This is a genomic window from Micromonospora pisi (assembly GCF_003633685.1).
Lineage (GTDB): Bacteria > Actinomycetota > Actinomycetes > Mycobacteriales > Micromonosporaceae > Micromonospora_G > Micromonospora_G pisi.
Map to the genome: position 1 here is coordinate 1,080,721 of NZ_RBKT01000001.1, position 12,582 is coordinate 1,093,302.

Annotated in this window: 9 protein-coding genes and 1 pseudogene; 4 read left to right on the forward strand and 6 right to left on the reverse strand. The window is 70.3% G+C overall.

Translation table 11 applies throughout. The annotated features are described in order from the left end of the window. Nucleotides 1-51: 51 nt before the first annotated feature. Complete coding sequence (locus BDK92_RS04225) at nt 52-546, forward strand: YbhB/YbcL family Raf kinase inhibitor-like protein (RefSeq protein ID WP_211349070.1); 495 nt, start codon at nt 52-54, stop codon at nt 544-546. Nucleotides 547-724: 178 nt separating this feature from the next. Then, nucleotides 725-1,078 (forward strand): annotated as a pseudogene (locus tag BDK92_RS04230) (HPF/RaiA family ribosome-associated protein); the annotation flags it as partial. A gap of 1,109 nt (nt 1,079-2,187) precedes the next feature. Here BDK92_RS04230 and BDK92_RS04245 read toward each other — a convergent pair. The 3 genes from BDK92_RS04245 to BDK92_RS04260 all read right to left on the reverse strand — a co-directional run bounded on the left by BDK92_RS04245 (nt 2,188) and on the right by BDK92_RS04260 (nt 4,578). Beyond that, complete coding sequence (locus BDK92_RS04245) at nt 2,188-2,436, reverse strand: hypothetical protein (protein ID WP_425462208.1); 249 nt, start codon at nt 2,434-2,436, stop codon at nt 2,188-2,190. Then, complete coding sequence (locus BDK92_RS04250; RefSeq protein ID WP_121154767.1) at nt 2,403-3,608, reverse strand: DUF418 domain-containing protein; 1,206 nt, start codon at nt 3,606-3,608, stop codon at nt 2,403-2,405. Before BDK92_RS04250 ends, BDK92_RS04245 begins: the two co-directional genes overlap by 34 nt. A 658-nt stretch (nt 3,609-4,266) precedes the next feature. Then, nucleotides 4,267-4,578, reverse strand: a complete 312-nt coding sequence (locus BDK92_RS04260) for a hypothetical protein (RefSeq protein WP_147456899.1) — start codon at nt 4,576-4,578, stop codon at nt 4,267-4,269. A gap of 371 nt (nt 4,579-4,949) precedes the next feature. On the opposite strand from BDK92_RS04260, the gene BDK92_RS04265 reads away from it, so the two are divergent. Together BDK92_RS04265 and BDK92_RS04270 are read left to right on the forward strand one after the other, a co-directional pair. Beyond that, nucleotides 4,950-6,221: a hypothetical protein gene (locus BDK92_RS04265; protein WP_121154774.1), complete on the forward strand. Its 1,272-nt coding sequence runs from the start codon at nt 4,950-4,952 to the stop codon at nt 6,219-6,221. Beyond that, a complete protein-coding gene (locus tag BDK92_RS04270) occupies nt 6,221-10,738 on the forward strand; it encodes an FtsK/SpoIIIE domain-containing protein (RefSeq protein ID WP_121154776.1) in 4,518 nt (1,505 codons plus the stop codon). The genes BDK92_RS04265 and BDK92_RS04270 overlap by 1 nt, the downstream gene beginning before the upstream one ends. A 157-nt stretch (nt 10,739-10,895) precedes the next feature. Here BDK92_RS04270 and BDK92_RS04275 read toward each other — a convergent pair whose 3' ends face one another. Genes BDK92_RS04275 through BDK92_RS04285 form a run of 3 tightly spaced genes read right to left on the reverse strand, consistent with a single transcriptional unit; the run spans nt 10,896 to nt 12,566 of the window. Then, the gene (locus BDK92_RS04275; RefSeq protein WP_121154778.1) at nt 10,896-11,201 is read right to left on the reverse strand and encodes a WXG100 family type VII secretion target; all 306 of its coding nucleotides are present in this window, start codon (nt 11,199-11,201) and stop codon (nt 10,896-10,898) included. 22 nt (nt 11,202-11,223) lie between these two features. Next, nucleotides 11,224-11,529, reverse strand: coding sequence for a hypothetical protein (locus BDK92_RS04280; protein ID WP_121154780.1), 306 nt, complete (start codon nt 11,527-11,529; stop codon nt 11,224-11,226). Between the two features lie 23 nt (nt 11,530-11,552). Beyond that, nucleotides 11,553-12,566 carry a hypothetical protein gene (locus BDK92_RS04285; protein WP_121154783.1) on the reverse strand — a complete coding sequence of 338 codons (1,014 nt, stop codon included), beginning with the start codon at nt 12,564-12,566 and terminating at the stop codon, nt 11,553-11,555. Between the last annotated feature and the right edge of the window lie 16 nt (nt 12,567-12,582).

Below are 12,582 nucleotides of genomic sequence, written 5' to 3' on the forward strand. Positions count from 1 at the left end.
GGGTAGGCGCACCTGGCTGAACGGGGCCCGCCCGGCGTGCCGGGAGCGGCCATGAGGCGAAGGGGCGGTGACGGCATGGCGGGCATGATGATCCGCAGCGTCGCGTTCAACGACCACGACCGGATACCCGGGCGGTTCGCCCAGGACGGGGGCAACGTGTCGCCGCCGCTCGAATGGTCCGGCGCGCCCGGGTCGGCCGACGAGTTGGTCCTGATGGTCGAGGATCGCGACGCCGGCCCGACGCCGTTCCTGCACTGGTTGGTGACCGGTATCGACCCGGCTACGGGAGGCGTGGCCGAGGGGCAGGTGCCGGCCGGAGGGCGGGAGTGGACCAACGGCTTCGGTACGGCCGGCTGGGGCGGCCCACTGCCACCCGTCGACAGCGATCCGCACCGCTACTTCTTCCGGATCTACGCGGTCTCCCGACCGTTGGAACTACCGGACACGCCGCAGGTGCCCGACGTACACCAGGCGTTGGACGGGCAGGAACTGGCCAGCGGCAACATGGTCGGTACGTTCGCCCGCACGTCGGCTCCCGGGCGCTGACCGACCCCGCCCGTACGAGATCGCGAACGTCACGTTTCGGGACGGGTCCACCCGGGGTAACCGCTGATCAAGCGCGAGCGACGTCCAGCTCGTGGAACTCGAAGGGTCAGCGAGACATGCGCAGTGGCAGCGGCTCCACCAGCATCCCGTCCGTACCCGCCGAGGGCGAGGTGCGGCGATGAGCGCCCCGACCCCGGCCACCGTCGCCGACTGCCTGCGGGGCGGCGCGGGTTTCTCCCAGGGTGACCGGAACTGGATCGTCGAGCAGTTCGCCACCCTCGACGCGCGGCTCGCCGCCTTCTCCGCGGACACGACCGAGCTCGAGGTATCGGTGAAGGACCGGGCCGCTCGTGGGCAGAAGGTCACCCTGGAGTGCTGGATCGCCGGCCGGCAGAAGATCGTCACCGTCTCCGCCGAGGAGGACCTGCGCGCCGCCCTCAACGACGTACGCGACGACCTGCGGCGCCGACTCAACGACGCGAAGACCCGGCAGGAGCCCCGCCACAACCGGCACCTGCGGGACACCGGACCGCTGGACGCGACCGTCTCCGCCGACGACGTGGCGGAGCTGCTCGCCGGGGCCGACACCGGGGGCACTGCCGACCCCGCTGGTCGTGGCAGCGACGTCGAACCACCGCCGCCGCCATCGGCCTCACCATGGCAACCCTCTTCGCCGCCCTCTACCCGAACGCCGCCGGTCGCGGCGGCTGACCGGGTACGCCGATGCCCCGCCCGTCCGACAGTCGGTGGGCGGGGCAGTCCCCGAACATCCGGAACAGGCTCTCTACAATCGAACCCTGCGGCCTCCGGATCCACAGTCCGGCGCTCTCGCCACTGAGCTACTGGCACCGGCCCGCACCAGGATTCGAACCGCGTCGAACAGCGCGAGCCGGTGGACGGGCGCGAGGGCCCGGCCGCGACGCATCCGGTCGACCTCGGTGTAGAGCACCCGCCCGTCGACGAGGTCACCGAAGACGTATCTGCCCGCTCGCCGCGCTCCGCGACCGCCAGCCCGAAGCGGGTTGGATCCCGCCCAGCGACGATCCCCGGCTGGCCCGGGTACACGACGGGGCACGACGAATCCACGGGGGCCGACCGAGGGCGTGGACGCGATCAGCCTCCCGCTGCCCGCCGCCATGATCACCACCCTGGGCACCACCCGCCCGGCCCGAACGCACCCCTCCCCGCCCCGCGCACATACCTGTCTCGCTACGCGACCACTACCTGCTGACGGCCGGCTACATGGCCGCACCACGACGCGAGGCACTGGCCGCGCTACCCGTCGACCACCTCGAACTGCACTCCCACGGGATACGGCTGCTCGTCGCCCGGTCGAAAACCGACAAGATCGGGACCGGACGGCGCATCGACCTACCGAGGGCACCGAAACCCTCGCGTGGCTCTGCCCGGAACGCGCGGTGTTCGCGTGGCTCGACGCCTCCGGCCGCCGCGCACACCTGCACCAGACAGTCGGGCCGGCACCGCACCGGAGGGGTGCCCCTGCTGCCCGGTATCACCAAGGGTGCCGGAGTACGACGTACCGCTCTGACCGACCGGCACGTCACTCCCGTCGTCGAAGCCACTGCCGCGTCCGGCACGCGTTCGCCATCGCAGCCGAGCTAGGGCGTGTGTCGAAGTCGGTTACAGCCACTCGTTGATGGCGGCGAGGTGGATTGTGGCTTCGTAGCGGACGGCGAGCTTGTCGAAGCGGGTGGCGACGGCGCGGTCGCGTTTGAGCCGGTTGATGGGGCACTCGACGGCGTGACGTTGCTGGTAGACCTGCGGGTCGAACGCCGGTGGTCGGCCGCCCTTGGACCTGTGGGGCTCGGCGTGGCGTCGACCGATCTCGATGAGAACTATGCCCGGTCCGCGGCCCGCAGCCGTGGCCACCGCTGCTCGGTCCAGGCCCGCAACAGCCACTCCATCGGCCCGTACCGGAACCGGGCCATCCACGCCGCGCTGGCGGCGAGCTGCACACAGTAGATCGCGACCGCGATGAGGACGACGACCGCGGGCGCGACGGCACCAGCGAGGCCCAGCCCGACGCCGGTGAAGACCAGCACGCAGAGCAGCGACTGACCCAGGTAGTTCGACAGGGACATCCGTCCGGCCGGCGCGAGTACGGCGACGACCCGCCGCCCCCGGTCGGTCTGGAAGAACTGGAGCAGGGTCGCGGCGTACGCGGCCGCGAGCAGCGGCGCGGTGAGCACGCCCGCCGTCAGCCCGGTCAGGTTGGCGGTGCCCCCGCCCGATGCGAAGATCACCGCACCGGCCAGGCCGACCGGATAGCCCAGCTGCTGCACCCGGCGCAGGAGCTGCCGGTTCCCGACGACGTCGGTGAGCAGCCGGCGCCGCCCGGCCGCGTAACCGAAAAGGAAGGCCGAGAGGGCGAGCGGCCCCTGCACGAGGAGCGTGCCGAACATCGCCGGCAGCTGGCGTACGTGCTCGGTGATCACCGAGCCGATCCCACCCTGTAGTGCCTCGGTGGACCGCTGCCCCGCCGCCAGTGCCGTCGCCGGATCGGTGACCAGCTGGGTCCCGCCCGTGGCGGCGAGCGCGAGGACGAAGCCGATCCCGCCGGTCAGCAGTACGGCGACGCGCAGCGCGGTCCCGATGCCGGCTCCCCGCATGGCGAGCAGGACCAGACCGAGCAACGCGTACGTGGTCAGGATGTCGCCCTGGAACAGCAGCACCGCGTGCAGGATGCCGAGCACGAAGAGCCCTGCCAGCCGTCGCCGGAACCGTGGGGCGACATCGACGCCGCGCCGCGCGGCGGAATCGAGCTGGAGCGTGAAGCTGTAGCCGAACAGAAAGGAGAAGAGCAGGTACGCCTTCATCGCGAAGAGCAGCTCGACCAGCCACAGGACCACCTGGTCGCCCCACGAGTCGTGCGCGGGATCCGGAACCAGATGGAAGGGATACCCGGAGGCGAAGAAGGCGATGTTGACGACCAGGATGAGGAGCAGCGCCACGGCGCGCAGCGCGTCGACATCGACGATCCGGGAGAGCGTCGCGGACGACGCTCGATTCCCGACGGGCGGGTCCTTGATGGAGTGGCTCACGTGACAACCTCCGAAACGGACAGGAATCGTGTTCGATGACTGTCCTGCGAGCCTATGAAGCGGCCTGTCCGGATGACAGCCGGTGAGCGGGAAGATCGCCGGTGGGGTAGGCCCTACCCGCTACACACCCAGAATCTCAACCTACAAATCCGGCGCCGCGAACCCGACATCGGCGCGCGCCCATCCTGCAACGAGCCCCACACCGCTACACCCGGATGGTCCCGACACGCCGCGGCCAGCGCCTGCTCGCCCACCTCGCCCAACCCGACATCCGCGAACTGCTCACCCGCTACGCCAGCGCGAACGCCCGCCCAAATGCGGGCCATACAGGCGTTCCGCCCAGCAGTAACGCGCCCGCTAACCCCAACGAATACGCCGTCGCCAACACGCGCCACAGACAGTCGCCCATGCACACCAACCAGCGACGGCCAACCGTACCCATCCAACAAATCATCAAGAAGGCGCCAACTTGCTGAGACAGCCGCGCCGCCATCCCGGCGAGAAACGGCAGCCGCGCGCAGGTCAACGCGCTGACCAGCGCCAACTCGGCTGAGAACCCACACATAATCTAGATCTTCGTCGAAGGTGTCGCTTACTCACGGAAATGGTGCCCAGGTGACGCTTGCTTCATTTTGGTGAGGATTCCTGCGACGGAAGCCTACCTATGCGAGTCGTCGTCCCGATTGTCTTCGTAGTAGCCGAGGGTTGCGACCAGGTCTAACTCGTCGGGTCCCCACGTATCCAAATGGCCGGTGCTGTTCGAACGGGCACAGGCAAGCCAGGCGACTATCTGCGCGAGCCAGGGATTGCCGCCCTCGCTGAGGCCCTTGCTCACGATCTCGACGATCTTCAGCTGCGACTGACTGTTGAAGACGTGGTCCATCGCCATCCTGGTGACGACGCTCCCGCCGGATATGCCAACCACTTCTCCCGCCGCGCGCAACCGGCGGGTTTTGTCGTGGGCCGGCAATCGAGCAGCCAATCAGTCATTTCCCGCACCATCGGCCCCTCTCCTGGGCCGCCGACACCCTCCACCTCTACGCCCCGGACGGGCCGGACGAGGTCCGCGCGAGCCTGCTGATCTGTACTCCCCGCCCCTGAGCCGGCTATGGGCTCGCACCTGCACGTGGCGGACCGTCGACAGCCCGCCAACCGGCGAATGTCACCAAGAGTTCATCGATTGGACGACAGGCCGGGGACAGGCCCAAGCCGGTCGGCTTGAACTGCGGATCTGTCGTCCCTGGGCGGACTTCGGCATCCAGAACGGCCATCCGCCCGTGGTTAACATCGGGGCACGGCTGTGCCGCACCTGGGCGCGCTACGGGCGAAGGAGAACCACGGTTGAATCCGCCGTCCTTCAGCAACCTCAGCCACTTCCTGGACACCAACCGGAAAACGCTGCTGACCGTACTCACGGTACTGGAGCTGCTGATCCTGCTGGTGGTGCTGCTGCGGTGGTTCGACCGCCGGTACGGCCTGCGGGGCACCGGACGGCGTATCCGGCGCGCCATCGTCGGCGCGGCCAGGGATCTGGTGACGCCGGTCGTCGGCCTCCTCCGCCTCCGGCAAGGGGTGCGGGTGGTCGGCCGTCACTTCGCCGGATCGGGGCCGGTGCCGGCGGCCCGGGCCGGGATCGTGTCGGCCCAATCGGCGCTGGCCGAACGGGACGACTTCTGGCCGTACCTGGTGCTGTTGGGCCCGGGGCAAATCAGCGTACGGCTCGCCGGCCCGGGGGCGGACGTGCCGCCACCGGCAGCGGATTCCCCATGGCAGGCCACCACACCGCGCAGCTGGCAGGCCACCAGGCCGCTGCCCCCGCCCCATGAGCCAGTGACAGGCGGCCCGTTGCCGCTCGCCGTGGGCGTCCGGGCCGGCGCGCTGGTTCTGCTGGATCTCGCCCGCTGCCCCGGCATCGTGTCGGTGCACGGTGCCCCGACGCCGGCAGAGCGGCTGGTGTCCGCGCTGGTCGTCCAGCTGGCCGCCCTGCTCGACGGGCACGGCGTGCAGCGTCTGATCGTCGCGACCGAACCCGGCAACGGTCTCGGAGCGACCGACGCCGACCGGATGCCGCTTTCCGAAGCCCTGACGACTCTCGCACGGCGTCCGGAAGAGCCGGTCGGGCGCACCGTCCTGGTCTGCCGGCGGCCTGATCCGCAGACGGCAGCGCAACTCGCCACGCTGGTCGCCGACGATCCCGGGCTGCTGGTTCTGGTCGACGGCTACCTGCCCGGCTCACGCTGGCGGCTGCGGGTCAACCTAGCGGGTCGGGTGATCGCGCCGGAACTGCAACTCGACGCGGATTCCGCGCCGCTGGCCCGCCGCCTGCGCCCCGCCCGCCGGTCCGCGCCCGCCGTCGCACCGGCACCGGCCTGGGCCGAGGAGGTTCCCCTCAGGCCCACAGCCCTCGGCGCGGTTTCCTCCGTTCCGGCGGAACCGGCGGAACCCGGCCGCGCCCGGCCGGCCGGTGTGGCGTCACCTGCCACGCTGCCGGCCGCCCAGCCCCGGCCCGTCCCACCCGTCGCCAACAACGACCTGATCGAGCAGGCGCACGACGAGGGACGAGCGATGGTCCACTCCGGTGTTGAGCCGGCCAGACGAACCGGAGACCGCTGATGCGCCTGCTGGTGACCCTCGTCTCCGCCGGAGCCGACCGGGACGTCGCGATGGACGTCGGGGTGGACACGCCGGTGGGTGCGCTCACCGAGCAGGACGGCGCCCCGGGTGACTGGTATCTCGACGGGGCACGACTGGATCCGACCTGGACGGTGAGCCGTGCCGGGCTGGTCGCCGGGGTCCGGCTCGGTGCCGGTACGCCGGTGCCGACCGGCGGGGTACGGGACCTGCCGGGCGATCGGCGGACCCACTGGCTGGAGGTGCATGGCGTCGGCGGTCCCGGAGCCGGACGGATCTGGCCGGTCGGCCTGGGCTGTCACGACATCGGCTCGGCAGCGGGGTCCGCGATCGACCCGGGCGACACCGGAGTGCCCGCGCACGCCGCCCGGCTCACCGTCGACGAGCAGGGCCGTGCCTGGGTCGCCGCCGGTGACGCGGCGGTGCGCCTGGCGCTGCCGCAACTACCGCCGCAGACCGATCCGGTGGATCCACCCGGCTACCCGGATTATCCGGAGCAACGACGCGCGTCGGATCCTCCCGCCGAACAGCACGGCGAGCTGGAGCCGTGGGAGCAACGGCGTGACGGTTCCCGCCGCTGGCCGCCCGGGGTGGATCTGGCGGTAGGTGGAAGCCTGCTGCGGCTGGTGTCGCGCCCGGCACCGGACGCCGCGGTGACCCCGGCCGGGGATGTGCCGATGCTGGACTTCAACCGGCCGCCGCGGATCGTGCCGCCGCTGCTCTTCGCCCGCCGACGCCTGCCCACCCCACCGACCCGGCCGACCCGCCGGCCGATCCCGCTGCTGATGATCCTCGCGCCGATGGTGCTGGGCCTGGCGTTCGTCTTCCTCTTCAAGTCGTACTTCTTTCTGCTGATCATGGTGCTCAGTCCGGTGCTGGCGTTGGCGAACTGGTTCACCGACCGGCGCAGCGGCCGCAAGCGGTATCGCAGGGATCTCGCCGAGTACCGCCGCAAGCGCACCCGGATGGTGCGGGAGCTGACCGCAGCGGTCGCCGAGGAACGGCTGGCTCGGTGCGAGGCGTCCCCCGATCCGGCGACCGTGCTGCACACGGCGGTCGGTCCGGGCCGACGGTTGTGGGAACGGCGCCGCCGCGATCCCGACCACCTCGTGTTGCGGGTCGGCACCATGGACCAGTCGTCATTGATCGAGGTGGAGGATCCGGCCCGCAGCGAGGTGGACCGTCAGCTGCGGTGGATCGTGCCGGACGTGCCGGTCACCGTGGACCTGGTCGACCGTCTGGTGGTCGGTTTGGCCGGCGCGGCGGAGACCAGGTACGCGACGGCACGCTGGCTCGTCCTCCAGGCCGCCGCCCTGCACAGCCCTCGCGACCTACGCATCCACGTGTTGACCGAGCCGAACGGGGAGGATCGGTGGAGCTGGGTCCGGTGGCTGCCGCACACCCGGCCGCCCGAGGACGGCGTCCCGGTCGGACGGCCCTACACGCTGGTCGGCAACGACCCGGAGACCGTGGCGAACCGGGTCGGCGAGCTGGTGTCACTGGTAACCGCGCGGACCAAGGCCCGCGGCTCGCAGCTCGGTCCGGTCCTGTTCAGCGAACCCGACGTGGTGCTGGTCGTCGACGGGGCGCGCCGGCTGCGTGACGTGCCCGGCATGGTGCAGGTGCTCACCGAGGGACCGGCGGTGCGGATCTTCGCGATCTGCATCGACGCCGAGGAACGGTTGCTGCCGGAGGAGTGCACCGCGGTGCTGCGCGCCGACGCGGACGGGCTGACCGTACGGCAGACCGGCATACCCGAGGCCACCGGAGTGCGTCCGGACATCGTCACGCCGCAGTGGTGTGACCGGGTGGCCCGGGCGATGGCACCGCTGCGGGACGTCACCCCGGACGAGACGGCCGGACTGCCCGACCGCAGCCGGCTGCTGGAACTGCTAGACGCCGACCCACCGGACGGCACCGAACTAGCTGAGCGCTGGTCCCGGCAACCCGCGTCCACGAGTTTTGTGATCGGTAGTGGCTTCGACGGGACGGTCACGCTCGACCTGGTCCGCGACGGGCCGCACGCCTTGATCGCGGGCACCACCGGCGCGGGCAAGTCCGAGCTGCTGCAGACCCTGGTGGTGTCGCTGGCGGCGGTCAACCGCCCGGACGAGTTGACCTTCGTGCTGGTCGATTACAAGGGCGGCAGCGCGTTCCACAGTTGCGTACGGTTGCCGCACACCCTGGGCATGGTCACCGACCTGGACAGCGCGCTGGTGGTCCGGGCGTTGGAGTCGCTCGCCGCGGAGCTGCGCCGCCGCGAGGAGATCCTGGCCGAGGTCGCCGCCAAGGACCTCGTCCAGTACCGGACGATGCGGGGCCGCGACCCCCAACTGCCCGCGGTGCCCCGACTGGTGCTGGTCATCGACGAGTTCGCCACGCTCGTCCGAGAGGTCCCGGACTTCATCCCCGGCCTGGTCAGCATCGCCCAGCGGGGCCGGTCGTTGGGCATCCACCTGATCCTGGCCACCCAGCGCCCGGCCGGCGTGGTGACCACCGACATCCGCGCCAACACCAGCCTACGCATCGCGCTGCGGGTCACCGATCCGATGGAAAGCTCCGATGTGATCGACGTGCCGGATGCCGCGATGATCCCGGTGGCCACTCCCGGACGAGCACTCGCCCGGCTCGCCCACAGGTCCACCCTGCCCTTCCAGACCGGGTACGTCGGTGCCGTGTTCCAACGTGCCGACTCCGACGCGGCGGAATCCCGGCCGGCCCCGCCGGTGCACGGTACCAAGCTGCCCTGGTCCCGGCTGGGCCGTGCGCTGCCGCCGCCGGTAGAGCCGATACCCGAGGGCGCCGCGCCGGACGAGTTGGCCGCCACCGACCTGGACGTGCTGGTGGACGCCATCGACGCCGCCGCTGAGGAGGTGGGCTGCGGGCGACAGCCGAGTCCGTGGCTGCCGCCGCTGCCGCCGGTCGTGCTGCTGGACGATCTGACCCCGACGACGTCCAGAGCCGGCGCCGGTCTGCCGCCGGTGCCGTACGCACTGGCTGACCTGCCGGATCAGCAGAGCCAGCCGGTGCTGACCTGCGACCTGTCCGCGCTCGGGCATCTCTACGTGCTGGGCGCGTCCCGTACCGGCCGGTCACAGTTGCTGCGTACGCTGGCCGCGTCGCTGGCCCGGTCGCTGTCCTGCGCCGACGTGCACCTGTACGCGGTCGATGCGGCCGGCGGGTCGATGGTGGTGTTGTCGGAGCTTCCGCACTGCGGCGCGGTGGTGCCCCGAGCCGACCTGGAGCGGCTGGAACGCCTGGTTGGCCGGCTGCAGGGCGAGCTGGCCCGGCGGCACGAACTGCTGGCCAGGCACTCCTGTGCCGGACTCGACGAGTTGCGGGCGGCGCTGCCGCCGGCGGAGCGTCCGGCGCACCTGATGCTGCTGGTGGACGGCTGGGATTCGCTGGCCGCCGTCCTGGGCGACCACGACGGCGGCCGACTGCTGGACCAGTTCCTCGGCCTGCTGCGGGAGGGGCCGGCCGCCGGGCTGCACTTGGTGATGTCCTCCGAGCGGTCGCTGTTGACCGGGCGGGTGGCGAACCTCAACGATCACCGGATCATGCTGCGGATGACCGACCGCACCGACTACTCGGCGATCGGTGTCAACCACCGCCGGATACCGGAGGTGGTGCCGCCCGGACGCGGCTGGCGCTCGGCGGACCAGGCGGAGATCCAGATCGCTCTGCTGGATCCGGACCCGTCCGGTGCGGCGCAGGTCGAGGCGATCCGCCGGATCGCCGCCCGGGCCACCGCCCGGGACACCGGGGTGCCGACGCAGCGCCGACCGTTCCCGATTGCCGGACTACCCGCATCGGTCACCTTCGCCGAGGCGTTCGCGCAGGTCCCGGACGAGCAGCGGCGTCCACTGCGGGCACTGCTCGGGATCGGTGGTGACGCCGCCGCACCGGTCTATGTGGACTTCGCTGGTCAGCAGGCGACCTTCCTGGTCGCCGGTCCGCCCGGTTCGGGCCGCAGCAACTCCCTGGCCACGCTGGCGGTGTCCCTGCTGGCGGGGGGTACCGCTTTGGTGATCCTGACGCCCCGCGAATCGGTGTTGCGCCGGCTGGCGGTACACGGCCGGGTGCGCGCGATCGAGGGAGCGGCCCCGGACCCGACGCAACTGACCGCCGCGGTCGAGGAACTGGGGGGCCCGTTGGTGGTGCTGGTCGACGACGTCGACCTGTTCGGCTTCGCCAACCCGGTGGAGGCGGTGCTGCGCCAGGTGGTGGCCACCGGCCGGGATCGTGCTCTCGGCCTGGCGTACGCGGGGACGGCCGAGACCCTGACCCAGTCGTTGGGCGGGTGGATCGCCGAGGCCCGGCGCTCCCGGCAGGGTGTGCTGCTCGCGCCACAGTCGGCGATCGAGGGTGACCTGGTCGGTGCCCGGGTACCGCCCGGCCTGCTGCGCGCCGGTAGCCGACCCGGACGCGGCTATCTGCCGGACCCGGCAACCGCCGCGCTGACCACGGTCACCATCCCCCACACCGCCCTCCGCTGACTCCCCACCTTTCCGGTCCGTTGATCACGGGGTAGCGGCCGTTCGCAAGTCGACAACTACCGCCAATCTCATGATCAACGCCGGAACCAAGCCCGGTTCACCGGCAGACGACCCTGGGCGCAGCCCGGGTGCCGGTGACGGCACCCGGGCCGCGCGGTCACTGTGCGGGCGGCGGTGCGGACAGCGCCTGGTCCATGTCGCTGAGGTTCTTCACGATCGCCGCGAAGCTCGCCGCGAAGGTTTCCAGGTTGCTGACTGCCTTGGTCAGCGAGGCGGTGAACTCGGTGTACTGGCTGCTCATAACCGGGCTGGCCTGCTGCATCCAGAGGCCACCCTGGCTGGTCAGCAGCTCGGTGACGCTGGTGTTCAAGCCCTTGAGCACGTCGGCGATCTCCGCCCCCTCGGTGGTCAGCCGCCCGGAAACGGTGTGGATCCGGTCGTAATCGACGTTGACTTCTGCCATCGGATGCCTCCGGTTCGGCGGATCAGGCGGAGCTGCTGGACGCGGTGATCTGCTCGTCCATGGTGCGCAGCTGAACGGTGATGTTATGAAACTGCTGGGCGAATGATCGGATGCTCTCGATCGCCGCGGTCAACTCGGTGTTGAAGGTCTGGTACTGACCGCTGAGCGTGGGACTGGACTTCTGCAACCACAGGCCTCCGTCGCTGGTGAGCAACTGGGACACCGCGGCGAGCAAATCCTCCAACCGGGGCACGGTCTGCGTGACGGCCAGGTTCAGCTGGTCGTTGACCAACTGCACTTTGGCGAAGTCGACGGTGATGTTGGGCATGGCGCTGCTCCAAAGGAGGTTGGTCAGATGGTGACGGTGGTGTACGGCAGGTAGTCGTCCTCGGGTGCCTCTTCGGACACCAGGGTCCACTCCCCGGTCTTCGGGTTGCCGTTGTAGACCTTTGTGCCGTCCGGGCCCACCACCGTCTTGGTGCCGCTGTCCGGCCCGGTCACCACGATGTCGGTCGTGGTGGTCCCACCCTCGTGGTCGACGGTGACCTGATGCGATCCGCCGTCGGCCCTCGGGGTGACGGTGCTGGTGGTGGTGCCCTCACTGGTGGTGGAGGTCACCACGAACGAGCCGTCGTCGTTGGTCTTCTTCTCAATCTTTTCCTCGGTTCCGTCGGCATGGGTGATGGTGGAGGTGTAGTCGATGACGTCGGTCCTCCCGTCGCCGTCGGTGTCGCGGTAGGTGAACTCGGTCTTCTCGGTGTAGGTCAGCCCGTCACCTGAGGTCACCGTGGTGGTCTCGGAGATGACGTTGCCGTCGTCGTCCAGGACCGCCGTGGTGTCGTTGCTGCCCACCGGCGAGGTCCCGTCGATGGCGGTGGGCGCATCTCCCGGCTTAGGCACCGGGTCTCCACTCCACACCGGCACCGAACCGTCGACCAGGTTGCCGTCCTTGTCGTAGTACTGGAAGGTGATCTCCCGGTCCTTCAGATCGAGGTAACGCTCGTATGCGGCGGTGTCGGCCTGCCAGCCGCTGATGTTCGCCCGCAGCCGGTCCAGGTTGACCTTGCCGGCGATGTCGGCATCCAGGTCGAAATAGGCCTTGGCGATGCCGTCGAAGGTGTCGGCCAGCTCGTCGAGCAACTCCATGGAGTCCTTGAACGGGGTGTGGCAGGCGGAGAAGAAGGCACTCAGCGTCGCGTACAGCGTCGAGCTGCCGACCTGGCTGGAGTCGACGACCTCCCCGTCGGAGGTGACGATCGCCCGACGAGAGCCGGTTTCCACATCAAACTGGATTTTGCCTTTCAGCTCGCGCAGGCTGCCCGCGAGCTTGTGCAGCAGCGCGTAGTCGAGCACCAGGTCGGCCATCGGGCAACCCTCCTCC

Coding starts and splice junctions, on each gene's coding strand:
- BDK92_RS04225 (WP_211349070.1), top strand. CDS start 52: ATGAGGCGAAGGGGCGGTGACGGCATGGCGGGCATGATGATCCGCAGC.
- BDK92_RS04280 (WP_121154780.1), bottom strand. CDS start 11,529: ATGCCCAACATCACCGTCGACTTCGCCAAAGTGCAGTTGGTCAACGAC.
- BDK92_RS04270 (WP_121154776.1), top strand. CDS start 6,221: ATGCGCCTGCTGGTGACCCTCGTCTCCGCCGGAGCCGACCGGGACGTC.
- BDK92_RS04285 (WP_121154783.1), bottom strand. CDS start 12,566: ATGGCCGACCTGGTGCTCGACTACGCGCTGCTGCACAAGCTCGCGGGC.
- BDK92_RS04275 (WP_121154778.1), bottom strand. CDS start 11,201: ATGGCAGAAGTCAACGTCGATTACGACCGGATCCACACCGTTTCCGGG.